Origin of the sequence: Nocardia halotolerans (assembly GCF_042650145.1) — a bacterium.
Lineage (GTDB): Bacteria > Actinomycetota > Actinomycetes > Mycobacteriales > Mycobacteriaceae > Nocardia > Nocardia halotolerans.
The window spans coordinates 220,695-243,863 of the sequence record NZ_JBHSDL010000014.1 but is presented as its reverse complement, the minus strand read 5'-3'; the positions used below and the strand labels follow the sequence as shown (position 1 = coordinate 243,863).

At 68.4% G+C, this 23,169-nt stretch carries 24 protein-coding genes; 13 read left to right on the top strand and 11 right to left on the bottom strand.

Features of this window, described 5'->3' with window-relative positions; all coding sequences use genetic code 11:
• Positions 1-76: 76 nt before the first annotated feature.
• Both ACFO5K_RS11665 and ACFO5K_RS11660 read left to right on the top strand, forming a co-directional pair.
• Positions 77-424 carry a cobalamin biosynthesis protein gene (locus ACFO5K_RS11665; protein WP_378560311.1) on the top strand — a complete coding sequence of 116 codons (348 nt, stop codon included), beginning with the start codon at positions 77-79 and terminating at the stop codon, positions 422-424.
• Positions 425-828: 404 nt separating this feature from the next.
• On the top strand, positions 829-2,427 hold the full coding sequence (locus tag ACFO5K_RS11660; protein WP_378560308.1) for a TROVE domain-containing protein: 1,599 nt from the start codon (positions 829-831) through the stop codon (positions 2,425-2,427).
• A 207-nt stretch (positions 2,428-2,634) separates the two neighbouring features.
• Here ACFO5K_RS11660 and ACFO5K_RS11655 read toward each other — a convergent pair whose 3' ends face one another.
• Entirely contained in the window at positions 2,635-3,726 is a 1,092-nt protein-coding gene (locus tag ACFO5K_RS11655; protein WP_378560305.1) for a hypothetical protein, read from the bottom strand.
• Positions 3,727-3,740: 14 nt separating this feature from the next.
• Entirely contained in the window at positions 3,741-4,871 is a 1,131-nt protein-coding gene (locus ACFO5K_RS11650) for a phosphotransferase family protein (protein WP_378560302.1), read from the bottom strand.
• A 131-nt stretch (positions 4,872-5,002) separates the two neighbouring features.
• Here ACFO5K_RS11650 and ACFO5K_RS11645 point away from each other — a divergent pair, with 131 nt between their 5' ends.
• From ACFO5K_RS11645 to ACFO5K_RS11630, 4 genes are all read left to right on the top strand, one after another.
• Positions 5,003-6,412 (top strand): DoxX family protein, encoded by a 1,410-nt coding sequence (locus ACFO5K_RS11645; RefSeq protein ID WP_378560299.1) that lies wholly within the window; start codon positions 5,003-5,005, stop codon positions 6,410-6,412.
• A gap of 175 nt (positions 6,413-6,587) precedes the next feature.
• On the top strand, positions 6,588-7,844 hold the full coding sequence (cobA, locus tag ACFO5K_RS11640; protein WP_378560296.1) for a uroporphyrinogen-III C-methyltransferase: 1,257 nt from the start codon (positions 6,588-6,590) through the stop codon (positions 7,842-7,844).
• Between the two features lie 51 nt (positions 7,845-7,895).
• Complete coding sequence (locus ACFO5K_RS11635) at positions 7,896-9,410, top strand: MFS transporter (protein WP_378560293.1); 1,515 nt, start codon at positions 7,896-7,898, stop codon at positions 9,408-9,410.
• 51 nt (positions 9,411-9,461) lie between these two features.
• Positions 9,462-10,088 (top strand): HD domain-containing protein, encoded by a 627-nt coding sequence (locus tag ACFO5K_RS11630; protein ID WP_378560290.1) that lies wholly within the window; start codon positions 9,462-9,464, stop codon positions 10,086-10,088.
• A gap of 3 nt (positions 10,089-10,091) precedes the next feature.
• Here the strand turns inward: ACFO5K_RS11630 and ACFO5K_RS11625 are convergent, their stop codons facing one another.
• Positions 10,092-10,292, bottom strand: a complete 201-nt coding sequence (locus ACFO5K_RS11625; protein WP_378560287.1) for a hypothetical protein — start codon at positions 10,290-10,292, stop codon at positions 10,092-10,094.
• 206 nt (positions 10,293-10,498) lie between these two features.
• Here ACFO5K_RS11625 and ACFO5K_RS11620 point away from each other — a divergent pair, with 206 nt between their 5' ends.
• Both ACFO5K_RS11620 and ACFO5K_RS11615 read left to right on the top strand, forming a co-directional pair.
• Entirely contained in the window at positions 10,499-10,780 is a 282-nt protein-coding gene (locus ACFO5K_RS11620; protein WP_378560284.1) for an ArsR/SmtB family transcription factor, read from the top strand.
• Positions 10,780-11,175, top strand: a complete 396-nt coding sequence (locus tag ACFO5K_RS11615; protein ID WP_378563740.1) for a VOC family protein — start codon at positions 10,780-10,782, stop codon at positions 11,173-11,175. The genes ACFO5K_RS11620 and ACFO5K_RS11615 overlap by 1 nt, the downstream gene beginning before the upstream one ends.
• Before the next feature lie 43 nt (positions 11,176-11,218).
• On the opposite strand, the gene ACFO5K_RS11610 is transcribed toward ACFO5K_RS11615, so the two are convergent.
• From ACFO5K_RS11610 to ehuB, 6 genes are read right to left on the bottom strand one after another with little or no spacing between them, the layout of a single operon-like run.
• On the bottom strand, positions 11,219-11,710 hold the full coding sequence (locus ACFO5K_RS11610; protein WP_378560281.1) for a hypothetical protein: 492 nt from the start codon (positions 11,708-11,710) through the stop codon (positions 11,219-11,221).
• A gap of 15 nt (positions 11,711-11,725) precedes the next feature.
• Positions 11,726-12,469, bottom strand: coding sequence for a peroxide stress protein YaaA (gene yaaA, locus ACFO5K_RS11605; protein WP_378563738.1), 744 nt, complete (start codon positions 12,467-12,469; stop codon positions 11,726-11,728).
• A 59-nt stretch (positions 12,470-12,528) separates the two neighbouring features.
• Complete coding sequence (gene ehuA / locus ACFO5K_RS11600; protein ID WP_378560278.1) at positions 12,529-13,284, bottom strand: ectoine/hydroxyectoine ABC transporter ATP-binding protein EhuA; 756 nt, start codon at positions 13,282-13,284, stop codon at positions 12,529-12,531.
• A gap of 4 nt (positions 13,285-13,288) precedes the next feature.
• Positions 13,289-13,936, bottom strand: coding sequence for an ectoine/hydroxyectoine ABC transporter permease subunit EhuD (gene ehuD / locus ACFO5K_RS11595; RefSeq protein ID WP_378560275.1), 648 nt, complete (start codon positions 13,934-13,936; stop codon positions 13,289-13,291).
• On the bottom strand, positions 13,933-14,655 hold the full coding sequence (gene ehuC / locus ACFO5K_RS11590) for an ectoine/hydroxyectoine ABC transporter permease subunit EhuC (protein ID WP_378560272.1): 723 nt from the start codon (positions 14,653-14,655) through the stop codon (positions 13,933-13,935). The genes ehuD and ehuC overlap by 4 nt, the downstream gene beginning before the upstream one ends.
• A gap of 7 nt (positions 14,656-14,662) precedes the next feature.
• A complete protein-coding gene (gene ehuB, locus ACFO5K_RS11585; RefSeq protein ID WP_378560270.1) occupies positions 14,663-15,550 on the bottom strand; it encodes an ectoine/hydroxyectoine ABC transporter substrate-binding protein EhuB in 888 nt (295 codons plus the stop codon).
• Between the two features lie 235 nt (positions 15,551-15,785).
• Between ehuB and ACFO5K_RS11580 the strand changes: the two genes are divergently transcribed.
• Positions 15,786-17,528 carry a proline--tRNA ligase gene (locus ACFO5K_RS11580; protein ID WP_378560268.1) on the top strand — a complete coding sequence of 581 codons (1,743 nt, stop codon included), beginning with the start codon at positions 15,786-15,788 and terminating at the stop codon, positions 17,526-17,528.
• 149 nt (positions 17,529-17,677) lie between these two features.
• Positions 17,678-19,429 (top strand): acyl-CoA dehydrogenase family protein, encoded by a 1,752-nt coding sequence (locus tag ACFO5K_RS11575; RefSeq protein WP_378560266.1) that lies wholly within the window; start codon positions 17,678-17,680, stop codon positions 19,427-19,429.
• A gap of 227 nt (positions 19,430-19,656) precedes the next feature.
• Here ACFO5K_RS11575 and ACFO5K_RS11570 read toward each other — a convergent pair whose 3' ends face one another.
• Entirely contained in the window at positions 19,657-20,088 is a 432-nt protein-coding gene (locus ACFO5K_RS11570; RefSeq protein WP_378560264.1) for a ferritin-like domain-containing protein, read from the bottom strand.
• Positions 20,085-20,690, bottom strand: coding sequence for a hypothetical protein (locus tag ACFO5K_RS11565; protein ID WP_378560261.1), 606 nt, complete (start codon positions 20,688-20,690; stop codon positions 20,085-20,087). The genes ACFO5K_RS11570 and ACFO5K_RS11565 overlap by 4 nt, the downstream gene beginning before the upstream one ends.
• A 337-nt stretch (positions 20,691-21,027) precedes the next feature.
• Here ACFO5K_RS11565 and rimP point away from each other — a divergent pair, with 337 nt between their 5' ends.
• The 3 genes from rimP (at position 21,028) to ACFO5K_RS11550 (ending at position 23,079) form a co-directional block, all read left to right on the top strand.
• Positions 21,028-21,651, top strand: coding sequence for a ribosome maturation factor RimP (gene rimP / locus ACFO5K_RS11560; protein WP_378560258.1), 624 nt, complete (start codon positions 21,028-21,030; stop codon positions 21,649-21,651).
• A complete protein-coding gene (gene nusA / locus ACFO5K_RS11555; RefSeq protein ID WP_378560255.1) occupies positions 21,648-22,676 on the top strand; it encodes a transcription termination factor NusA in 1,029 nt (342 codons plus the stop codon). Before rimP ends, nusA begins: the two co-directional genes overlap by 4 nt.
• A 70-nt stretch (positions 22,677-22,746) precedes the next feature.
• Positions 22,747-23,079 (top strand): YlxR family protein, encoded by a 333-nt coding sequence (locus ACFO5K_RS11550; RefSeq protein ID WP_378560252.1) that lies wholly within the window; start codon positions 22,747-22,749, stop codon positions 23,077-23,079.
• Positions 23,080-23,169 lie beyond the last annotated feature (90 nt).

Here is a 23,169-nt window from a genome sequence, read left to right as displayed (position 1 = left end):
ACCGGGCGACACAGCGTCATCCGAACCTGTCGAACCGGGTGTCACCCGCGCTGCACCTGAGGTCGAGGCGTTGGCGGTGGCTGTTGGGGTCGGGATGCGGCTGGGTACCGATGCGGAACCTATCGTGCGCGCGGTGCGGACGGCGGTCGGTGACGCCAGGATCGCCTGTTTGGCGACGCTCGACCGGCGAGCCATCGAATCCGGCATTCGCGCTGCCGCAGCGATTCTCGGTACCACCGTGGTGGGGTTCACTGCCGAGCAATTGGCTGCGGTCGAGGTGGCGCACCGTTCGGATCGGGTGTCGGCGGCGGTCGGTGTCCCCAGCGTGGCCGAAGCGGCGGCGCTGCTGGCAGGCGGTGAACTCGTTCTCGGCAGAACTGTTGTCGACGGGGTAGTGGTCGCAGCGGCCTCGGTGCAGCCGTAACACCCGGGAATTAATTCGCTGGGCAAGTTCGATCGTGCGCAGTAGCGTCATTCTCAGCAGTTGCGAGGCGGACCGGAACCGATCGGTTACCACTTTTACTGGGGATGTCGCGGGTTCGAATCCCGCCCGTCGCCGCGAGGTGACGGTAGCTCAGCTCGGTAGAGCACCTACACCGGTCGGACACACACGTCCGCCGCGCAATTGTCCAGGTAGATGAGCAGGACGGGCCGGAATCGGTCGGTTATCCGGCACGACCCCATGGGTCCAGCGGGTTCGAGTCCCGCGGCGGGAAGCGATTTTCCGTCTTCGGCCGAAACAACATGTCCGTCCGCTCATCCACTTCACCACACGCCCCGGGTCCGGGGCCGAAAATCGACGCCGGTACGCGTATCGGAGGGGGAACAATGAACATTCTGTCGCGCATTTCTCGGCGCAACACACCGCAGACCGCGCCCGCCGATATCCGGCAGGTCGTCAACAACGCGGGCGGTTACGTTTTCGAGGTCACCCCGCAGGCGCGGGTTCGCCGATTCCTCACCCTGGGAACCGAATCCGGCACCTACTACGTCGGTGCGGAGGCATTGACCGCTGACAACGCCGAATTCATCGTCGGCTACGCCGCCGAGCACACCACCGACCTGGTTCGCGAGATCGTCGAGATCTCCACCTCCGGTCGCGCACCACGGCAGAATCCGGCCCTGTTCGCGCTGGCCGCCGCGGCGTCGGTCGGTGACCTCGACGGCCGCCGCGCCGCGTTGGCCGCCCTGCCGCTGGTGGCGCGCACCGGCACCCACCTGTTCCTGTTCGCCGGCTACGCCGAGCAGTTCCGTGGCTGGGGCCGTGGCCTCACCCGCGCGGTCGCGAACTGGTACCTGGACAAGCCGGTCGAGGACCTGGCGTTCCAGGTGGTCAAGTACCGGCAGCGGGAGGGGTGGACGCACCGCGACCTGCTGCGCCTGTCGCACCCGGCGACCACCGACGACGAGCGGAGCCGGCTGTTCGATTGGCTCTGCGGCCGGGCACCGGAACTCGACGGCCTGGCACTGCTCGACGGTTTCCAGCGAGCACAGGACGCGCCGGTGGACCGGGTACCGGATCTGGTGCGTGAGTACCGGCTCAGCTGGGAGATGCTGCCCGACACCGCGATCGGCGACGCCGGGGTGTGGGAAGCATTGCTGGACAACGGCATGGCGCAGACGGCGCTGTTGCGGCAGCTGCCGCGCCTGACCCGCCTCGGTCTGCTCGAGCCGCTCGGTCCGCGCACGGCCGCGATCTGCGCGCAGCTCACCGATCCGGCACGGCTGCGTAGCGCCCGCGTGCACCCGATCTCGGTGCTGATCGCCCTGCGCACCTACGCCGGCGGGCGTTCGGCGCGCGGCGCGGGCACCTGGACACCGTCTGCCCCGGTCGTCGACGCCCTCGACAGCGCGTTCTACGCGGCATTCGAGTCGGTGCGGCCGACCGGCCTGCGTCACCTGCTGGCCCTGGACGTCTCGCACTCGATGACAACTGCGATCGGCGGGCTCCCGCTCTCGGCGCGCGAGGCTTCGGCCGCCCTCGCCCTGACCACCGCCCGGACCGAACCGCGACACGAGATCGTCGGGTTCACCTCGGGCGGCAAGGGATGGGGAGGAGCGCGTGATCTGTCGCAGCTGTCGATCTCGCCGCGGCAGCGTCTCGACGACGCCGTGCGGGCGGTGTCGGGCCTGCCGTTCGGTGGTACCGACTGCTCGCTGCCCATCCTGCACGCGCTGGACAAGGGCATCGAGGTGGATGTGTTCACGATCTACACCGACAACGAGACATGGGCGGGTTCGGTGCACCCGCACCAGGCGCTGGCCCGCTACCGCCGCGAGGTGAACCCGCGAGCCAAGCTCGTGGTGGTCGGCATGACCGCGACGAAGTTCACCATCGCCGACCCCGACGACGCCGGCATGCTCGATGTCGCCGGTTTCGACGCGGCGGTGCCGGCCTTGCTGGCCGACTTCGCCACGGCCGCGTAGGACCCGGGCGGGTCGGCCCGCCTCGGCGGCGACCACCGGGTTCGTTCGCGCGCTCGGTGGGGGAACGCGCGCGGTCGGGTCCGGGTCGGCCAGTTCGCAGCCGCCCTGTCGGCCGGCTTCGCCGCAGCCGCAGCGGGTCTGGTGAAGATGTGGTGCCGCCGCGACCTCGTTGTCGCGGCGGCGCCGCTCTTCTCGCCGAGAGGTCCGTCAGCCGGCGACGGAGGTCCAATCGGCGAAACCGGTGGGGTCGTGACGACCCATCGAGGCGTGTTCGAACAGGCCCCAGCCCTCGGCGTCACCGCAGCGGGCGTGGCCGATGTGGTCGATCACGCCGTAGGGAGTGCGGCCCTTGATCGTGGGGTCGGTGAGGTCGTAGCTGCTCGACAGCGACCAGTTCTCACCCATCCAGCGACCGTGGGTCCAGTCGGGGTCGGCGCCGTAGCCGCAGCCCACGTGCAGGGCGATGCCGGGGCACGATTCGATCTCCACCTCGAGCGGTGCGCCGTCGGGCGTGGTCATGTCCAGGCGCACCGACTTCGGGTGGCGGGTGCCCGGTTCGTAGACCCAGTGCATGCGCGGCCAGCCGAGCTGTTCCTTGCGGCCGTCGTTCCAGATGCGGACCGCGTTGTTGAGGGTGCGGGTGCCGTCGGGCTCCTCCTGCACGATCACCACGATCGAGAACTGTTCGAACCGCAGCGGGGCGTACAACCACCAGAACCCGTCCATGCCGGTGGGCCGGCCGGCCGGGTCCGGCTCGCCCGAGGGGCGGATGCCCCACGACCGGTCGCGGCTGCCGGTCCACACCGCCGGGTCGACGGTGTGGTCACGGCCGTCGACGGCGAGCGTGCCCGCCCAGGAACCCAATTGGGCGAAGCGGGAAGCTTCGATGATCGGCCGAGTACCCGACAGGATCAGGTGCGGTTGTTCCTGCACGGCCGGTTGCGCGCCGGTCCAGGTGAGGTCGAAGCTCAGGTCGTCGTGCTCGCACACCACGCGCAACCGCTGCAGCGGTTCCAGCACCTCGATGTGGTAGCCGCCGACCCGGGTGTTCAGGTCGCGGGAGGTGAGCGCGTCGGAGAAGCGCACCGCGCGCTGGCTGTCACCGTGGCGCACGGTGGCGAAGGCATCGACCACGCCCAGGTTCGGGTACACGCCGAAACCGGTGACCAGCATGGTGTCGCCGGCCGGATCGAAGGCGTTGAAGTAGTAGCGGTCGTAGAAGTTGCGGTCGCTGGTGGCCACCCGGGCCAGCGACAGCGGAGTCTGGTGGACGGGGTACTCGTCCAGCGGTACGGGCATGATCGCGCGCATGGTCAGTCCCACTCGTAGGTGCCGTCGAGCAGCGCCTCGAGGCTGAGGCGGTGCATCACGTAGTCGTCGAGTTCGGCGGGGACGGTGTCCTCACCGAAGTGGATCATCCGGCGCTTGATCCGGGCCATCACGATCGCGTGCCGCAGCGCCGCGTAGATGATGTAGAAGTCCAGGTCGCGCACCGTGTGGCCGGTGAGCTCCTCGTACTTCCCGACCACCGCGTCGCGGCGCAGGAAGTCGGGCAGGCCCGGCTGGTCGAAACGGGTGGCGATGTCCTGGAAGAAGCGGTGGATGAAGATCAGCCAGCCGAGGTCGAGCTCGCGCGGGCCGAAGGTGGCCATCTCCCAGTCCAGCACCGCCGCGGGGGTGAACCCGTCGAACAGGATGTTGCCGGGCCGCGCGTCGCCCCAGTTCAGTACCTCGGGGCCGGTCTCGGTGGGCCAGTTGGCCTCGAGCCAGTCGAAGGTCCGCTCGATCAACGGGATCTCGACGCCGTCGTCGGTCAACGCCCACTTGTACCAGGCACGCTGGGCTTCGAAGTGCCTGCGCAGCGCCGACCCCTCGCCGTCGAGCAGCGGGAAACGTTCGGTGATGTCGTCGATGGCGTGCACCTGGGCGACCACCTCGACGGTGGCGTCGGTGATCTGCGCGCGCTCGGCCACCGTCGCGTCGAAAACCCAGCCGAAGAACACGTACGGGGGGTTGTCGGCGGGCACGCGGCCCTCGACCTTCTCCATCACGAAAAACGGTGTGCCGAACACGGATTCGTCGAGCTCGAGCCAGCGCAGCGGCGGCACCGCGACCTCGGTGGCCGCGGCCACACCCGACATCACCTGGTATTGCAGCGGCAGGTCGTAGGACTGGAACACCGGGAACGAGGCGTCCTCGGGTGCCATCCGGGCCACGAAGGAACCGCCGTCGGCCACGCCGGCCGCGGTCCACTCGGCGTCGAACAGGATGGTGGTGCTCGACATGCCGCCGGTGCCGGGCTTGCTCACATTGCTGATCTTCGGGGGCGCGTCGGCACCGACCGGACCGGACAGCCACCGCGACAACTGCGCGGCGAGTTCGTCGAGATCCCGCTCGGTGACGGTCAGCGACTGCTGCGCGGTGAGGTCCGGGTCATCGGACATATGTGAGGTACCCCTGTCAACGAGATGAAACACGTTCCGATACCGGGGTACCGGAATACCGACCGGAATGTAAGCCGGGCGTCGGTGAGTGAGATTCAGGGTTGACAGGGTAAAGATCGGGGTTTTCCTGGATGTCAACCCCCGCTACCGTCGACAAGAGTTCGGTGACAACGGATTTCGACGGGGAGGTAGCGGTGACGGCAGTGCTCACGCAGGACGCGCACGACGAGACGGCGAGCCCGCCACCAGCGCCTGCCTGGCATCCGCTCACCCGGTTGGCTTTCCGGTTCAGTGCCGCCTACCTCGGACTGTTCTGCCTGTGGATGGCGCAGATCACCTTCGTGTTCTTCGGTGTGCTCGCTCTGCAGCTGCCCGACAAGGTAGTGCTCTGGCAGATCGGCGCACTCGCGCCGCTGAGCAACTGGATCGGGGAGCAGGTGTTCGGTGTGCCCACCGAGCTGGGCATGAACGGCAGCGGCGACCAGGCGACGATCTGGATCCAATGCGGCCTGGTGCTGGTGCTCGCGGTGCTGATCACGGTGGTGTGGTCGGTACTGGACCGGCGCAGACAGGCCTATCCGCGGCTGCTGAGCTGGTTGCTCACCGCACTGCGGCTCGCGGTCGGCGGGCAGATGCTGTTCTACGGTTTCGCGAAACTCGTCCCGACCCAGATGCCGGAACCGGCGTTGACCACGCTGCTGACCCAGGTGGGCGACCTGACGCCGATGTCGATGCTGTGGACCCAGGTCGGTGCCTCGCCGATCTACCAGATGGCTTTGGGCGCGGCCGAAGTCGTCGGCGGACTGCTGCTGTTCTGGCCGCGCACCGCGACGCTGGGCGCCATGGTGACCGTGATCAGCATGGCGCAGGTGTTCCTGTTGAACATGACCTACGACGTGCCGGTGAAGATGCTGTCCGGGCATCTGCTGCTGATGAGCCTGGTGCTGCTGGCACCGCAGGCGCGCAGGTTGGCGAATGTGCTCGTGCTGCAACGGCCCTCGGAACCGATGACGCAACCACCGCTGTTCGCCTCGCCCCGGGCGAATCGGTGGGCCACCGTGGTGCAGATCGCGGCCGCGGGGTGGATCGTGACGGGTTGCCTGGTCCTCGGCGCGGACAACTGGCGCGAATACGGTGGTGGCGCACCGAAACCCGAACTGTACGGAATCTGGGAGGTCGGTGAGTTCACCGTGGAGCGGACACAGCTGCCGCCGCTGTCCACCGACCCCACGCGCTGGCAGCGCCTGATCGTGGACCGAGGCACGGCCGGCTACCAGCGGATGGACGACACGATCGTGCCGGTCATCGCCGCTGTCGACGGATCGACGCTCACACTCACCGCCGCGCCCACCGGCCCCGACATGGCCCCCGCGCCCTACGCGAACTTCACCCTCGACCGGCCCACCGGCGACCGGCTGGTCCTGAACGGTGAACTCGACGGCAAGCCCGCCACGGTCGTGCTCACTCGCGTCGACCTCGACGGTTTCCCCCTGCGGTCCACCGGATTCCGCTGGGTTCAGAACCAGCCCTACTTCGGCTGACCCGCAGGGTGGGCCACCCGCCGCGCGGCGGCTGATCCACCTCCGGCCGGTCCGCCGCCGAGCCGAGCGACCGGCCCCCGCGGGTCGTCGCGTTCGTCGTCGACACCGATGCGCGAACACCCGATCGGCCGGGCGCGTTCGGCGGGCGGCGGGCCACGAACTAGGCTCCGACATTGTGCCGAACACCTCTGACACCGCATCGCAGCAGCCCACCGGGGACCCGAACTACCTGGTCGGGCTCGATCTGCGCGGACGCCGGGTCGTCGTGGTCGGCGGTGGCACCGTCGCCCAGCGCCGCCTCGGATTGCTCGTGGCGGCCGGCGCCGACGTACACGTGATCAGCCGGGCGGTGACCCCCGCCGTCGAGGGCATGGCCACCGCGGGACAGATCACGGTGGAGCTGCGGGACTACGCCGACGGCGACCTCGACGACGCCTGGTACGCGATCGCCTGCACCGACGAACCCGAAACCAACGCGGCCGTGGTCGCCGAGGCCACGAGCAAGCGCGTCTTCTGCGTCCGCGCCGATATCGCCCGCGACGGCACCGCCGTCACCCCGGCCACCGCGCGCTACGACGGACTCACCCTCGGTGTGCTCGCCGGTGGCGTGCACCGGCGTTCGGCCGCGGTGCGCAACGGGCTGCTCGAGGCCCTGCAATCCGGTGTCGTCACCGACGATTCGGAACCGATGACCCCGGGCGTCGCGCTGGTGGGTGGCGGACCCGGCGATCCCGACCTGATCACCGTGCGTGGTCGCCGGTTGCTCGCGCGCGCCGATCTGGTCGTCGCCGACCGGCTGGCGCCGCCGGAACTGCTCGCCGAACTCGGCCCGCACGTCGAGGTGATCGACGCGGCGAAGATCCCCTACGGGCGTTCGATGGCGCAGGAGGCGATCAACCTCGCCCTCGTCGAAGGAGTCAAGGCGGGCAAATTCGTCGTCCGGCTCAAGGGCGGCGACCCGTACGTGTTCGGCCGCGGCTACGAAGAGCTCGAGGCGTGTGCCGAGGCGGGCATCCCGGTGACAGTGGTGCCCGGCATCACCAGCCCCATCTCGGTGCCGGGCGCGGCGGGCATCCCGGTGACCCATCGCGGGGTCACCCACGAGTTCGTCGTCGTCAGCGGCCACGTCGCCCCCGACCATCCCGATTCGCTCGTCGACTGGTCGGCGCTGGCCAAGTTGCGCGGCACCCTGGTGCTGATGATGGCCGTGGAACGCATCGACAAGTTCGCCGCCGTTCTGCTCGACGGCGGCAAGCCCGCCGACACCCCGGCCACGGTCATCCAGGAGGGCACCCTGCGCACCCAGCGGGTGGTGCGCGCGGATCTGGCCACCGTCGCCGAGCGGGTGAAGCAGGAGGGCATTCGCCCGCCCGCGATCATCGTCATCGGGCCCACCGCGGCCTTCGGGGCGCAGCTCGCCGACCCCGCCTGAGTTCACGAGCACGGACCTGGCCGTTCGCGGCGTCGTTTACAGTGGTCGACTGTGCTCGAAAACCCCGCTGCCTCGACGCAGTCCCCGGTGAAGCAGTCGGCCTTCGGGCTGGCGATCATCGTCCTCAGTGGCCTGCAGTTCATGGTCGTGCTCGACGGCACGGTAGTGATCTTCGCGTTGCCCCGGTTGCAGGAAGAACTGGGTCTGTCCGGTTCCGGCGGTGCCTGGACCGTCACCGCCTACGGCCTCACCTTCGCCGGCATGATGCTGCTCGGTGGCCGGCTCGGTGACGTGTTCGGCCGCAAACGGATGCTCATCATCGGTGTCGGCTTGTTCACCGCCGCCTCGCTGGCCTGCGGTCTGGCGCAGGGTGAGCTGGCGCTGCTGATCGCGCGCGCGTTCCAGGGCGCCGGTGCGGCGATCGCGGCGCCGACCGCGTTCGCCCTGGTCGCGACCACGTTCGCGCCCGGTAAAGCCCGTAACCAGGCGGTGGCCGTGGTGGGTTCGATGGCCGGGATCGGCTCGGTGAGCGGCCTGGTGATCGGTGGTCTGCTCACCGAGATGTCGTGGCGGCTGATCTTCCTGATCAATGTGCCGATCGGTGCGCTCATCGTGCTCGGCGCGATGTACACACTGTCCGACACCGCCCACCATCGGGCGCCGCTGGACGTGAAGGGCGCGGTGCTGGGGACGCTGGCCTGTGCGCTGGTGGTGTTCGGCGCCACCGAGGGCCCGTCCTGGGGGTGGGGCAGCCCGGTCATCCTCACTTCGCTGATCGTCGGTGTGGTCCTGCTGGTCACCTTCGTGCTGATCGAACGCAACGAGACCGACCCGCTGCTGCCCTGGTCGCTGTTCGACAGCCGCGACCGCAACTCGACGTTCCTGCTGATCTTCCTGGCCGGCGCGGTGCTGGGCGCGATGACCTTCTTCGTCGCCCAGATGCTGCAGAACTCGCTCGGCTACAGCCCGCTGCACGCGGGCATCGCCTGCATCCCGTTCACCATCGGCATCGGTCTCGGTGGCGCGCTGGCCTCCAAGGCGGCCCTGGTCGTTCCGCCGCGCTGGTTGCTCATCGGTGCGGCGCTGGTGCTGTCGGCCGCCCTGCTCTTCGGGTCGACACTGGACCGCCACATCGCCTACCCCACCACCTTGCTGCCGCTGCTGATCGTGATCGGTTTCGGTGTCGGGGTGGCGATGGTGCTCGCGCCGCTGTGCGTGCTCGTGGATGTGCCGCCCGCCGATATCGGCCCGCTGTCGGCGGTGGGGCAGATGTTCATGAACCTGGCGACCCCCATCGCCATCGGCCTGCTCACCCCCATCGCGGCCTCGCGCACCCTGTCGCTGGGCGGCAGCCCCGAGACCAAGGTCTCGGCGATGAACGGGCCCCAGCTCGACGCGCTCACCAGCGGCTACACCACGGTGTTGCTGGTGTGCTCCGGGCTGGCCCTGCTCGCCGCCGTCGTGGCCTCGACCCTGCGTTTCACTCCGGCCCAGCTGGCCCAGGCCCAGCATGCACAGGAGGAAGCGCAGAAAGTGGGAACGCCGAATACGGTTGTCCGGCAATGATCGTGTGACTGCCGGGTTGCCGCTCCGGGAGGGCGGCGTGAGACTGGTGGCATGACTGCGTTGTCGGATAGCCTGCTCGAGCGCTGGATCACCTTGGCCGGGGCCGACTCCGAACAGATCGGCGCCGGTATCATCGGCCGCTACGCCGAACCCCACCGGCGTTATCACACCCAGGCGCACCTGGCGGTGATGCTCACCGCCATCGACGAATTGGCCGAGGCCGCAACCGATGTCGCCGCGGTGCGTTACGCCGCGTTCTTCCACGACGCGATCTACGCGGTGGATCGCGCCGACAACGAGGAACGCAGCGCCGATCTCGCCCGCGATGTGCTCGAATCCCTCGGCGCCTCAGTGGCATTGGTGGAGGAGGTGGTTCGGCTGGTGGTACTCACTCGCGGTCACGACGTCGAGGCGGGTGACGCGAACGGCGCCGTTCTCTGTGACGCCGATCTGGTCGTACTCGGTGGCACCCCCGAGGAATACGCCGCCTACGCCGCCGCCGTCCGCGACGAATACCGCCACGTCCCCGACGACCTGTTCCGCGCGGGCCGTGCCTCGGTACTGCGTCATCTGGCCGACCAGCCCCGCCTGTTCCGCACCGCGTCCGCCTTCGGACGCTACGAAGCCAGGGCGCGCGCCAACCTCGGGGCCGAACTCGTCAGCCTGACCACGGGATAGCGCTCAGTCCTTACGGCCGGTGAGAGCCAGTGCGGTACCCAGGTCGATCATCATCAACCCGCTGGTGCCCCCGACGGCGGCGAGGCGGCGTGGCGACCGTGCGAACCAGGACCGGGCGGAGTCCGCGGCCAGCGCCCGGATCGAGTCGCTGACCAGTGCGATGGCCGGGATGCAGAGCCCCAGGAGCAGTATCTGCGGTGGCACCGAACCGCGGGCGGTAGCCCGGGTGCGACGACCAACAGGAAGGCCGGCCCCGCGAACGACACCAGCGAACCCCAGGACAACATGGCTGTTCACGTTGTCGTGCGGGTTCGTGGTCGGGGCCGGGTTCCACGATTCGGGCGCCGCGCAGCCTTGACAGGCAAGTAACAACTTGCCTATCGTTCGATGTGGAGACGGCGGGAGGGCACATGACCGATATCTTCATCGCGCTCGCGGACCCGACGCGGCGCGCCCTGCTCGACGAGCTGGCCGATCGCGACGATCAGACGCTGTTCGAACTCTGTGCCCGGCTCGTCACGAAGTACGGGATCAGCTCGTCGCGCCAGGCCATCACCCAGCACCTGCGGGTACTCGAAGACGTCGGGCTGGTGCGCACGCGCCGGGAAGGTCGATACAAGTACCACCGCGCCGACTTCGCGCCACTGCGCGTGGCCTGGACGCGCTGGCCGATACCCCAGGAGGACACATGATTCGCATCGGTGTGACCAGCGTTTTCGTCGACGATCAGGACAAGGCCGAAGCCTTCTACACCGACGTGCTCGGCTTCCAGCTCAAACACAAGGTGCCCCTCGGCGAATACCACTGGCTGACCGTTGTCTCACCCGCCGACCCCGATGGCACCGAACTGCTGCTCGAACCCGACCAGCACCCCGCTGCCAAGGCCTACAAGAGCGCACTCAGCGCTGACGGCATCCCGATGATGGTCTTCACCGTCGACGACATCGATACCGAATATCAGCGTTTGCTCGACCGCGGCGTCTACTTCACCCAGCCACCCCAGCCGATGGGCCAGGTCGTCACCGCCGTCTTCGACGACACCTGCGGCAACCTCATCTCCCTGAACTCGCCGGTCGCCACCGATTGATCGGCAGCCGGCACCACCAGGTATACCGCGCACAGCGGTGCGGCTACTCGGACTCCCGGAGGTCCGCGACCAGCCGGGGCGTGCGCCACTGTGTCACCAGAGCCGCCCATCGGTGGAACGGGTACGAGAGGCGGACGACGAAGTAGTTCAGGTACTCGACCACGCCGAAGAGCCATACACCGACGACGAGCAGCGCACCGGCGCCGGCCGGGAGCCACACGATCACCCCGATGAGCCCGGCCGCGAGCAGAACCGGGTCCAGGACGCGCAGGGCCCGGTAGGTCGCGGCGACGCGGCGTGGCATCGGTGTTCGTCCGGCCCAGCCGCGAGCCGACAGCCAGTACACGCCCGCCTGCACGAGGATCACGAGCAGCGGTGCCAGCGCCGACCAGAGGGCGAGGGCGCCGTCTCGGGTACTGGTGACCGGCAGCAACCCGGACACAGCGATGGCCGCGAACACCGCCGCCGCAGCCAGCTCGCCCGTCCCCAGACTCGTGTATCTGCGTCGCAGTGTTCTGTGGCGATCGACGACCATCGTCTCGATCCCTTCTCAGGTGATGATGAGCAGTTCGGTGGGGGACGCGATTTCGGCTCGGAGGCCGGCCTTCGTCGCGACTCGCGCCACCGCGCGGATGTCGGTGGGATCGGCGCGGGTGAGCACCAGGGCGCGGGCAAGCAGCCCCTTGTGATGCTTGTTGAAGTGACTGACGACGGTGCGGGAACCGTCGGGATGCTCAGTGAGGACATTGGCGGTGACGGCGCCGGGCACGCGACCCAGTTGCTGATAGGTGCCCGAGCGCAGGTCGATGACGAGCTCGCCCGCGGCTTCGGCGTAGAGGGCGTCCGGTAGCACCTCGCGCCACAGGGCCGAAAGCGTCGGCAGGCCCGGGAGTTTGGTGCCACCGGAGAGACGGTAGGCGGGGATCGGATCGCCGGCACGGACGGCACCGAACAGGGCCGAGCCGATGCCGATCCGCGCGTGGGCCTTGGCTCGCTGGGCCTTGGTGAACGCCTTGGCGTCCAGCGCGTCGTAGAGCACACCGGTGTAGCGCTCCAGGGCGGGGCGCGTCGCCGACGTGCGCAGCGTCGCGTTGCGGGCGATCTCGGCGTCAGCGCTCTTGCCGAGGCCGAGCACGGCGGCCGACGCCGCCGGGTCGGCCGCCAACCGTTCCACCTCGGTGATCAGCGTGTCGCGGACCGCCGACAGCTGCGGCATCGCCAGATCAGCGAGGTCGAGCGGGGCGCCCGATCCGCCGTCGGACTTGGTTTCGGAGGGAGGCAGCAGCACCAGCACGAGCGTCAACGGTAATCGTCACCGGAATCGCCACCTCCCCCCGGACCCACCGAGCGGGTTCAGCGCACCGCTTCCAGGAACTTGCGGGTGCGCTCATTGGTGGGCGCCTCGAAGATCTGCTCCGGCGGGCCCTGCTCGATGATGCGCCCGCCGTCGAACATCAGCACCCGGTCCGACACCTCGCGCGCGAAACGCATCTCGTGGGTGACGATCAGCATGGTGATGTCGGTGGTGTCGGCGATGGTGCGCAACACGTCGAGCACATCGCCCACCAGTTCCGGGTCCAGCGCGGAGGTCACCTCGTCGAGCAGCATGACCTTCGGGTCCATCGCACAGCATCGCGCGATCGCCACCCGCTGCTGCTGGCCACCGGAGAGCTGTGAGGGGTGGGCGTCGGCCTTGTCGGCCAGCCCGACCACACCGAGCAGATGCATGGCCCGTTCGCGCGCCTCCTTCTTCGACTTGCCCAGCACGTGAATCGGGGCCTCGGTGATGTTCTCCAGCACCGTCATGTTCGGGAACAGGTTGAACTGCTGGAACACCATCCCGATCTTGGTTCGCACCGCACGCAGGTGTTTCTCCCTGGCGGGCACCATCTTTCCGCCGCGCTCGGTGTGGGTGAGTGGTTCACCGTCGACCCAGATCACCCCGTCGGTGATCGTCTCCAGCGTCATCAGCAGGCGCAGGATGGTGGTCTTGCCCGAACCGGAGGGCCCGATCAGGGTGACCTTCTCCCCGCGCTTGACGCTGAAGTCCAGGTGGTCGAGCACGACGAGGTCGCCGAAGCGTTTGACCACCTGATCGAATCGGATCATCTCGTCAGTAGTAGGCAAGTCGCTTCTCCAGTCTTCTGATCAGCACGGAGGTCGGGTAGCTGGCGACCAGGAAGAACACACCGGCCAGCGTGATCGCCTCCAGGTACGCGAAGTTGCGCGCCCCGAATTGTTGTGCGGCGGTCACCAATTCGACGACCGAGATGGCGAACAAGAACGGGGTGTCCTTGAACATCGACACGGCGTTGGTGCCCAGCGCCGGCAGGCTGGCCCGGATCGCCTGTGGCAGCACCACCGCACCCCAGGTGCGCCGCGGCGGCAACGACAGCGCGCGCGCCGCTTCCCACTGGCCCTTGGGCACCGATTCGATCCCGGCCCGGTACACCTCGGCCAGATAGCTCGAGTAGTGGATACCCAGCACGGTGATGCCGATCTGCAACGCCGAGAACTGGGTGAGCAGGGTGTAGGCGAACAGCAACTGCACGACCAGCGGGGTGAGCCGGACGAACTCGCTCACCGCGTGCACGGGCGCGGCCACCCAGCGCGGCATCGTCTGGCGGATCAGCGCGATCACCAGTCCGAGCGCGGCCGCGAGCGCGAAACCGAGCACCGTCGCGAGCACGGTGATCTGGAAGCCTTCCCACAGCACCGGCAGCGCGTCGCGGGCGCGTTCCCAACTCCATTCGGCGGTCATGAGCTCACCTGCGCACGGGAATCGTCAGGTTTGAGGCTGAGGACTTCCTTGAGCGACGCGCCGCGGCCCAGCTTGGTCTTGGCGCGCGTCTCGAGCAGGTTCATGCCCAGGGTCAGCAGGTAGGCGAGCACGAAGTAGATCAACAGCCCGACGCCGAAGGAGAACAGGGTGTCAGCGGTGGTCCTGCGCAATTGGCCGATCTCGTAGGTCAGGTCGTGCAGGGTGATGTAGGACGCCAAGGCGGTGGCCTTGAGCAGGTGCACGAGCAGATTGGTGAGCGAGGGCAGCATCAGCGCCCACGCCTGCGGGAACAGCACCCGCCGCATCCGCTGCCACGGGCTGAAGTTCAGCGCCACCGCGGCCTCGAACTGGGCGCGCGGCACCGCGTTGAGCGCGCCGCGCACCACCTCGGCACCGTAGGCGCCGTAGTTCAGACCCAGCGCGAGGATGCCGCAGAACACCGGGTCGAGCTTGTAGCCGAGCAACGGCAACACGTAGAACAGCCAGAACAGCTGCACCAACAGTGAAGTGCCGCGGAAGAATTCGATGGTGACCCGGGCACTGCCGCGCACCGCGAGATTGTGGAAACGCGCGGAGGTACCCAGGGCGAGGGCGAGGACGAACGCGAGCAACGCGCCGCCGAAGGTCAGTTCCAGCGTGACGACGATGCCCTCCCACACAGCGGGGAGGGCATCGCGCAACGCATCGAGGTTGCTCATACGTGGATCAGATTTCGCCCTTGCACAGCTTGGCGGTCGTGTATTCCGGGTCGGGCAGCTCGCGCTCGGTGAAGCCGAACTCACCCACGATCGAGAGGTACTTGTCCTTGTCGGAGGTGATCTTGGCCAGTTCCTCGTTGTAGGCGGCCAGCAGATCGGGGTCGGTGGTGCGGAACACGGTGCCGCCCGCGCCCACCTGCGGCTTGCCGTCGATCTCGGCGACGAACGACGGTGTCACCTCGACGGCGGCGTCGGGGGTGTGGTTCTTGAGCCAGTTCAGCGAGATCGCGGTGAGCGCGAACACGTCGGCGCGACCGGAGGTGACCGCGTCCATGCCGTCCTGCGGGGTGCCCACCTGGGTGGCGTCGATGCCGAGGGCGGCGGCGTAATCGGATTCGATGGCGCCGGTCATCGAGGCCATCTTCGCGCCGCTGGACTTGATCGATTGCATATCGGTCAAATTCATCGGGTTGCCCGGTTTCACCATCAGCGCGGTGGTGTACATGAATTCCGGTTCGCTGAATGCGGCCTGCTCACAGCGCTTGGGCAGAATCGACATGCCCGCACTGACGGCGTCGAAGCGGTCGGCCTGGAGGCCGGGGATCAGCGCGCCGAATTCGGTCTGCACACCGTCGACGGTCTCGATGCCGAGATTGCCGAAGATCTCGCGGTGCAGAGCCACGGTGGCGCCGGTGAGCTGGCCGTCGGCCTGGAACGAATAGGGCGCCTCACCAGCGAAACCCACGGTGATCGAGCCCTTGTCCTTCAGCGACTGCAACAGTTCGCCGCTCTCGGCGGTCTCGGTCTTGGTGCAACCGGCCAGGGCCGCGGCCACCAGGGCAGCACCAGCGAACACCGCTGTACAGCGCCTGGGCAGGGATTTGTTCTCAGCCATAGCCGACCTCGCAAGAGTAGTAATCAATTGTGAACGAATGTATCCAGAAACCTAGTGCATCACCCATTTGCCCGCCGTCCGTGCGTTATCACCTTGTTATCCGATGATTGAAAGAGATTCACAATGGGTAACCTGATCTGCGCTTTCCTGAACCCACCGGTTTTGCGAGGCCTGGCGGTGCCGAGGTGGTAATCGGCTGTCGGCCCGCGCGGACCAGGGACTACCCTGTGCATCCGTGATCACCCGCCTCTCCCGCCTGTTCCTGCGCACCCTGCGAGACGATCCCGCCGACGCCGAGGTGCCCAGCCACAAACTGCTCGTTCGCGCCGGCTACGTCCGGCGCGTCGCCCCGGGTGTGTACTCGTGGCTGCCGCTGGGTCTGCGCACCCTGCGCAAGATCGAGGACGTGGTGCGCCAGGAGATGGACGCCACCGGCGCCCAGGAGATCTCCCTGCCCGCGCTGCTGCCGCGCGAGCCCTACGAGACCACCAACCGGTGGACCGAATACGGCGACGCCCTGTTCCGCCTGCAGGACCGCAAGGGCGGCGACTACCTGCTCGGTCCCACCCACGAGGAACTGTTCGCGCTCACCGTGAAGGGCGAGTACAACTCCTACAAGGATCTGCCGGTCACCCTGTACCAGATCCAGGCCAAGTACCGCGACGAGGAACGTCCGCGCGCCGGCATCCTGCGTGGACGTGAGTTCATCATGAAGGACTCCTACTCCTTCGACCTCGACGACGACGGCCTGGCCGCCAGCTACGCCACCCACCGCACCGCCTACCAGCGCATCTTCGACCGGCTCGGTGTCGAATACGTGATCGTGGCCGCCACTTCCGGCGCCATGGGCGGTAGCGCGTCCGAGGAGTTCCTCGCCGAGAGCGTCGTCGGTGAGGACACCTACGTGCGCTGTGTCGAATCCGGCTACGCGGCCAACGTGGAGGCCGTGGTCACCCACGCACCCGCGGCCCTGCCGATCGAGGGCCTGCCCGCCGCCGTCGAACACGACACCCCGGACACCCCCACCATCGCGACGCTGGTCGACTGGGCCGGCGAAGCCCTCGACCGGAAGGTCACCGCCGCCGACACGTTGAAGAACGTGATGGTGAAACTGCGCCACCCCGACGGCAAGACCGAGATCCTCGGGATCGGCATCCCCGGCGACCGTGAGGTCGATGACAAGCGCCTCGAGGCCGCCGTCGAACCGGCCACCGTGGAACTGCTCACCGATGCCGATTTCGCCGCCAACCCGTTCCTGGTGAAGGGCTACATCGGCCCGAAGGGACTGCAGGCCAACGGTATTCGCTACCTGGTCGACCCCCGCGTGGTCGAGGGTACCTCGTGGATCACCGGCGCCGACGCCCCGGGCAAGCACGTGGTCGACCTGGTGGCCGGACGCGACTTCACCCCCGACGGCACCATCGAGGCCGCCGAGGTCCGCGACGGCGATCCCTCGCCCGACGGCGCCGGGCCGCTGGTGTCGGCGCGTGGCATCGAGATCGGCCACATCTTCCAGCTCGGCCGCAAGTACACCGACGCCTTCGAGGTCGACGTGCTCGGCGAGAACGGCAAGCCGGTGCGGCTCACCATGGGCTCCTACGGCATCGGCGTGTCCCGCATGGTCGCGGTGATCGCCGAACAGCAGCACGACGACAAGGGCCTGCGCTGGCCCGCCGAAGTCGCCCCGTTCGACGTGCACGTGGTGATCGCCAACAAGGACGCCGCCGCGCGTGACGGTGCCGAACACGTGGTCGCCGGCCTGGACGCCGAAGGGCTCGAGGTCCTGTTCGACGACCGCACCGCCTCGCCCGGTGTGAAGTTCAAGGACGCCGAACTGCTCGGCATGCCCTGGATCCTGGTGATCGGCCGCGGTTGGGCCGAGGGCAAGGTGGAGCTGCGCAACCGTCGCACCGGCGAAGCCGAGGAGATCCCGGCCGAGGACGCCGTCAGCGCGGTGACCGCCAAGGTCCGCGGCTGAGCGCACCGCACCACTCGCGCCGTCCCGCTCGACGCGGGGCGGCGCGAGTCGCGTTTGCGGGGATGCTCCGGCCCCAAGTTACGCCTACGTAGGGGAAACCTGCTGGTAGCGAGCTCGAGCGTGGAGGTGGCGCTGATAAGTTGGCTGGCATGACGAGTTCGCCCAGCCTGCTGTTCAACCCCGCCACCTACGACCCGCAGCACTTCGATGCCGAGACCCGCCGGCTGCTGCGGGCCACCATCGAGTGGTTCGAGTCCAAGGGCAAGGCGCAGTTGCTGGCCGAGGATCGCGCCGCGGTGTGGGTCGAGGAGTTCCTCGAGTTCGTGGGCAAGGAAAAGCTGTTCGCCACCTTCCTGACCCCTGCCGCCTACGCCGACGGCGACCCGAACAAGCGCTGGGACGCCGCCCGCAACGCCGCCCTGTCGGAGATCTTCGGCTTCTACGGCCTCGCCTATTGGTATGCCGAGCAGGTGACCATCCTGGGCCTGGGCCCGATCTGGCAGAGCGACAACGAGATCGCCAAGCGCAAGGCCGCCGCCGACCTCGACAACGGTCAGGTGATGGCCTTCGCGCTCTCCGAGCGCGACCACGGCGCCGACATCTACAACACCGACCTCATCCTCACCCCGACCGAGCCGGGCAGCGCCGACGCCGAGGCGGGGATCCTGTTCCGCGCCAACGGTGAGAAGTACTACATCGGCAACGGCAACGTCGCCTCGATGGTGTCGGTGTTCTCCCGCCGCGGTGACGTGGAAGGCCCGCAGGGCTACGTCTGGTTCGCCGCCGACAGCCGCCACGCCCACTACCACCTGGTCGAGAGCGTCATCCACGGGCAGATGTACGTCAGCCACTTCCGGCTGGAGAACTACCCGGTGACCGCCGCCGACATGCTCCACGAAGGCCCGGAAGGCTTCTCGGCCGCACTCAACACCGTCAACGTGGGCAAGTTCAACCTGTGCCACGGTGGCATCGGCATGGTCGAGCACTCGTTCTTCGAGGCCATCACCCACGCGAACAACCGCATCCTCTACGGCAACCCGGTCACCGACTTCCCGCACGTGCGCGGCAATTTCGTCGACGCCTACGCCCGGCTGATCGCCATGAAGCAGTTCAGCGACCGCGCCGTCGACTACTTCCGCAGCGCCTCACTCGAGGACCGCCGCTACCTGCTGTTCAACCCGATGACCAAGTCCAAGGTGACCTCCGAGGGCGAGGTCGCGATGACCCTGCTGCTGGATGTGCTGGCCGCCAAGGGGTTCGAGAAGAACACCTACTTCGCCGAGGCCTCGCGCTACATCAACCACCTGCCCCGGCTCGAGGGCACGGTGCACGTGAACGTGGGCCAGATCCTGAAGTTCATGCCGAACTACCTGCTCAACCCCAAGGAATACCCGGCGATCGGCACCCGGCTCGAGGCCGGCGACGAGGAGTTCTTCTGGCAGCAGGGCCCCGCGCGCGGTGCGGGCAAGGTGCAGTTCGCCGACTGGACCCCGGCCTACGAGCGGGCCGCCGACGTGCCGAACGTGGCCCGCTTCTACGAGCAGGCCAAGGCGCTGCGTGAGCTGCTGCTCACCGCGGCCCCCGAGGCCGGCCAGCAGCAGGACCTGGACTTCATGCTCACCATCGGCCACCTGTTCTCCACCGTGGTCTACGGCCAGCTGATCCTCGAGCAGGCCGAGCTCACCGGCCTCGATCGTGACGTGCTCGACCAGATCTTCGACTTCCAGATCCGCGACTTCAACACCCAGGCCACGGCGATGCTGGGCAAGTCGTCGGTCACCGACGCCCAGCGTGACTGGGCGATCGCGGCCCTGCGCACGCCGGTCGCCGACACCGCTCGCTTCGACCGGGTGTGGCAGCAGGTGCAGTCCTACGACGGCGCGTACGCGATGCGTCCGTAGCGGAGGTCCCCGCCGCCCACGCGGGTGTGCGGGTCTCGGCGCCGGGCCGGTCCGGCGTGTGGCCGGTCTGGCGTGTGGCCGGTCTGGCGTGTGGCCGGTCTGGCGTGTGGCCGGTCTGGCGTGTGGCCGGGCGTAATCGTGCGAATCTCATCGTTCCAGTCGGCTACCTGACTGGCGTGAGGGCGTATCGCACGATTACGCCGGATGCGGGAGCCCGGTGGAAGCGGTCAAGCCCGGCCCGGGAACGCAACGGTCGAGGGTCCCGTACCCAGGATCGACTGCCAGCGAGCCCGGCGCACGGCCGCCTCGGTGAGTGCTTCGGTGGCAGTGGCGCGAACGGTCGCGTCAACGGCCTGCTCGACCACCGCGTACCAGGCTGCGGCGCAATCGGATTCGACCGTCACGGCCAGGTTCGCCGCCGGGATCGGATCATCGACCGGGAACGGTGGCTGGTAGGCGGCGTCGGGCGCTCCGGGATCGGTGCCGTCGGCCTCGAGCAGCTCGACGGTGGCGTCGCGGCGAGCGCGATGCGCGGCACTGAACTCGGCGACCAGGTGCGAGCGGTCGCTGTTGGCGTAGGCCGCGATCACGCCGTAGGCGTAGACGGCGGCGTACTCGGCATCGAGCGCGCGCTGCACGGCCTGACGTTGGTCGGTCATGACAGCAGCACTCCCGCTTCGGCGGCACACGCCGCGCTGATCGAGGCCAGTAGTCCGGCGCGATAGCCGGTTTCGGTCCGGGCGAGCGCGGCGGCGGCCTGCTGCGAACGGACCAGCTGGTCACGTAGCTGAGACAGCGAGAGCGGCTGCTGGGCGGTGGACCGGACGACTTCGGCGGGCACCGGTGCGCCGTCGGGACCGGGCACGGTCACCGCCGCGGTGCGCCGTGCCGGTGTGGTGCCGTCGCCGTACACGCCGATCACCCGATCGATCTCGGCGCGCAGGGCGTCGGCGTGCGCGGTGCGTTCTTCGGCGACCGTCCTCAGCGCGGCACCGGCCTGCGGCGCCAGCGCGATCGCGGCCGTCGCGGCGGCGGCATCGGCGCGGGCCAGCACCTCTTGCGCGGCAAGGGGATCGGGTGCGTGGACGGTGTCCTCGGCCGCGCACGCCGCGAGGACGGCAACCGCGGGAACACCGAGCGCGCTCGCGCCGACGAGCCGCAGCAGGGTGCGCCGGCGCCAGGCCGGTCCACTGTGCGCGGCCTGGAGTGGGCCGATCTCGCGCGCCGGCAAAGCCTTTCGAATGCCGGTGTGCTGATTCACGGTTTTCGGCGCGTGCACCGAAGCCGACGGCGCGGATCTCGACGCGGAGTGTACGACGGCGGCCGACCGGGCGGATTCGATCCGTGTGGGATGGGATTCGTGCCGGTCGGAGCGTATGCCGGAAGGTCGCCCGGCGCTCGGCGGGACGGTATGGCGGTGGGGCACGTGCACCATCGTGCCAGATCTCGCGCGGGCGGTATTTCCGCGCCGGGCACGCCGGAACGGACCGGTGCGCGACGGCCGGTGGCTGGTCCTTTACACTCTCGGGGCGCGTTACGCTAGACCTTCGGCGTAGAAAATTTCCGATCGCGTCACAACTGAACCAGGAGCCGCCCATATGCCGATACCCACCGAGGAAAGGGTGAGCCAGCTCGTCGCTGAGCTCGTCGCACGCCGGGGATTCGACCTCGAGGGCGTTGTGATCGCAGCCGCGGGCAACGGTGAGCTGGCTCCGGTTCGGGTGAAGGTCACCGTCGACAGCGACGGCCCCGTAGATCTGGACGCCGTCGCCGAACTGAGCCGCGAGCTGTCGGAGTCGCTCGACGAAGCGGGCGATTTCGGCGAATCCCCCTACCTGCTGGAAGTGACCACCCCGGGCGTGGACCGCCCGCTGAGCACCGACCGGCACTGGCGCCGCGCGCAGGGACGCAAGGTGAAGCTCGCGCTGGCCGACGGTGCCGAAGCCGTCGAGGGCAAGAAGCGCTTCGAGGCCAGGGTCGGTCAGCTCGCCGACGATGCCACGATCGCGCTCGTCCTGGGCGGGCGCAACAAACCGCACCGCGTGCACGTGCCGCTGGCCGACATCGCCTCGGCGGTCGTCCAGGTCGAATTCAACGCCCCCGGTGCCGCCGAACTCGAACTCGCCGGCGGTATCGCCGCAGGCCGTCCCGTCCCGGGCGACGAACCCGCCGACCTCGCCGGCAATCACAGTGACACACCCACCGAAGGGGTTGCGGAATGAACATCGAAATCGAAGCCTTGCGCGCGATCGTCGCCGACAAGGGCGTCCCCATCGAGACCGTGATCTCGGCGATCGAGTCGGCGCTGCTGACCGCTTACAAGCACACCGAGGGTCACCAGCCCAACGCCTACATCGACATCAACCAGAAGACCGGTGTGGTGCGGGTGATGGCGCGTGAGGTCGACGCCGACGGCAACCTCGTGTCCGAATGGGACGACACGCCTGAGGGTTTCGGCCGGATCGCGGCCACCACCGCCCGCCAGGTGGTGTTGCAGCGGCTGCGTGACGCCGAGAACGAGAAGTCCTTCGGCGACTTCAGTGCCCACGAGGGCGAGATCGTCGGCGGGGTGATCCAGCGCGACGCCAGGGCCAACGCCCGCGGCATCGTGGTGGTGCGCATCGGCAGCGACGCCAACGGCGCCGAGGGGCTGATCCCGCCCGCCGAGCAGGTACCGGGCGAGACCTACGAGCACGGCGACCGGATCAAGTGCTACGTCTACGGTGTCTCGCGGGGTCAGCGCGGCCCGCAGATCCAGCTCTCGCGTACCCACCCGAACCTGGTGCGGCGGCTGTTCTCGCTCGAGGTCCCCGAGATCGCCGACGGCTCGGTGGAGATCGTGGCGGTGGCGCGCGAGTCGGGTCACCGTTCCAAGATCGCCGTGCGCTCCACCGTGCCCGGTGTGAACGCCAAGGGCGCGTGCATCGGCCCGATGGGCCAGCGCGTGCGCAACGTGATGAGCGAACTGGCCGGTGAGAAGATCGATATCATCGACTACGACGAGGATCCGGCGACTTTCGTCGGTAATGCGCTGTCGCCGTCGAAAGTGGTTTCGGTCACTGTCGTCGACCCCGAGGCGCGAGCGGCGCGGGTGATCGTGCCCGACTTCCAGCTCTCGCTGGCGATCGGCAAGGAGGGCCAGAACGCCCGCCTGGCCGCCCGCCTGACGGGCTGGCGCATCGATATCCGCAGCGACGCGGCCCCGGAGCCGGACGACTCGGTCCGGCCGGAGGTGCATCGCAGTTGATCCGGCGGGCCCGAATTCGGGGTCACCGGGTGACAGGTTGGTAACTTCGGCAGGGGAGGGGTTCGTCGTTATGACCGGGTCACCGGTAGAGTGGGTGAAGGACCGGCCCGCGCAATCCGTTCGAACCTGTATCGGATGCCGTCAGCGCGAGCCGTCTGCCGACCTGTTGCGGATCGTGACGCAGCCTCGGGCCGCCGGCAGTTCTACTGCTGGAGCCCCGGTGGTGATCGTCCCCGATCCACAGCGCAGACTTCCCGGACGGGGTGCCTGGCTGCACCCCGTTTCAGCCTGTCTGCGTTCCGCAGAGCGGCGCCGAGCATTCGGCAGAGCCCTACGAGTGTCCGGAAATCTGGATATCTCAGCCCTGGAGCAGTACCTCGAGAACAGGCACGAGCACTCATGAGCACACCGTGAAGCACCAACGATGAACGTCCATCGGAGATAACCCGAGGTCGTGCGGGCCCGCCTTACCTAGGCGGTGTCACTGCTCGAC

Excerpts from the sequence above, each read along its gene's own strand:
- ehuB (WP_378560270.1), bottom strand. The coding sequence starts at position 15,550 with ATGGCTGAGAACAAATCCCTGCCCAGGCGCTGTACAGCGGTGTTCGCT.
- ACFO5K_RS11575 (WP_378560266.1), top strand. The coding sequence starts at position 17,678 with ATGACGAGTTCGCCCAGCCTGCTGTTCAACCCCGCCACCTACGACCCG.
- ACFO5K_RS11610 (WP_378560281.1), bottom strand. The coding sequence starts at position 11,710 with ATGGTCGTCGATCGCCACAGAACACTGCGACGCAGATACACGAGTCTG.
- ACFO5K_RS11645 (WP_378560299.1), top strand. The coding sequence starts at position 5,003 with ATGTCAACCCCCGCTACCGTCGACAAGAGTTCGGTGACAACGGATTTC.
- rimP (WP_378560258.1), top strand. The coding sequence starts at position 21,028 with ATGCCGATACCCACCGAGGAAAGGGTGAGCCAGCTCGTCGCTGAGCTC.
- ACFO5K_RS11660 (WP_378560308.1), top strand. The coding sequence starts at position 829 with ATGAACATTCTGTCGCGCATTTCTCGGCGCAACACACCGCAGACCGCG.
- nusA (WP_378560255.1), top strand. The coding sequence starts at position 21,648 with ATGAACATCGAAATCGAAGCCTTGCGCGCGATCGTCGCCGACAAGGGC.
- ehuD (WP_378560275.1), bottom strand. The coding sequence starts at position 13,936 with ATGACCGCCGAATGGAGTTGGGAACGCGCCCGCGACGCGCTGCCGGTG.
- ACFO5K_RS11620 (WP_378560284.1), top strand. The coding sequence starts at position 10,499 with ATGACCGATATCTTCATCGCGCTCGCGGACCCGACGCGGCGCGCCCTG.
- ACFO5K_RS11655 (WP_378560305.1), bottom strand. The coding sequence starts at position 3,726 with ATGCCCGTACCGCTGGACGAGTACCCCGTCCACCAGACTCCGCTGTCG.
- ACFO5K_RS11570 (WP_378560264.1), bottom strand. The coding sequence starts at position 20,088 with ATGACCGACCAACGTCAGGCCGTGCAGCGCGCGCTCGATGCCGAGTAC.
- ACFO5K_RS11630 (WP_378560290.1), top strand. The coding sequence starts at position 9,462 with ATGACTGCGTTGTCGGATAGCCTGCTCGAGCGCTGGATCACCTTGGCC.
- ehuA (WP_378560278.1), bottom strand. The coding sequence starts at position 13,284 with ATGATCCGATTCGATCAGGTGGTCAAACGCTTCGGCGACCTCGTCGTG.
- ACFO5K_RS11550 (WP_378560252.1), top strand. The coding sequence starts at position 22,747 with ATGACCGGGTCACCGGTAGAGTGGGTGAAGGACCGGCCCGCGCAATCC.
- ACFO5K_RS11650 (WP_378560302.1), bottom strand. The coding sequence starts at position 4,871 with ATGTCCGATGACCCGGACCTCACCGCGCAGCAGTCGCTGACCGTCACC.
- ehuC (WP_378560272.1), bottom strand. The coding sequence starts at position 14,655 with ATGAGCAACCTCGATGCGTTGCGCGATGCCCTCCCCGCTGTGTGGGAG.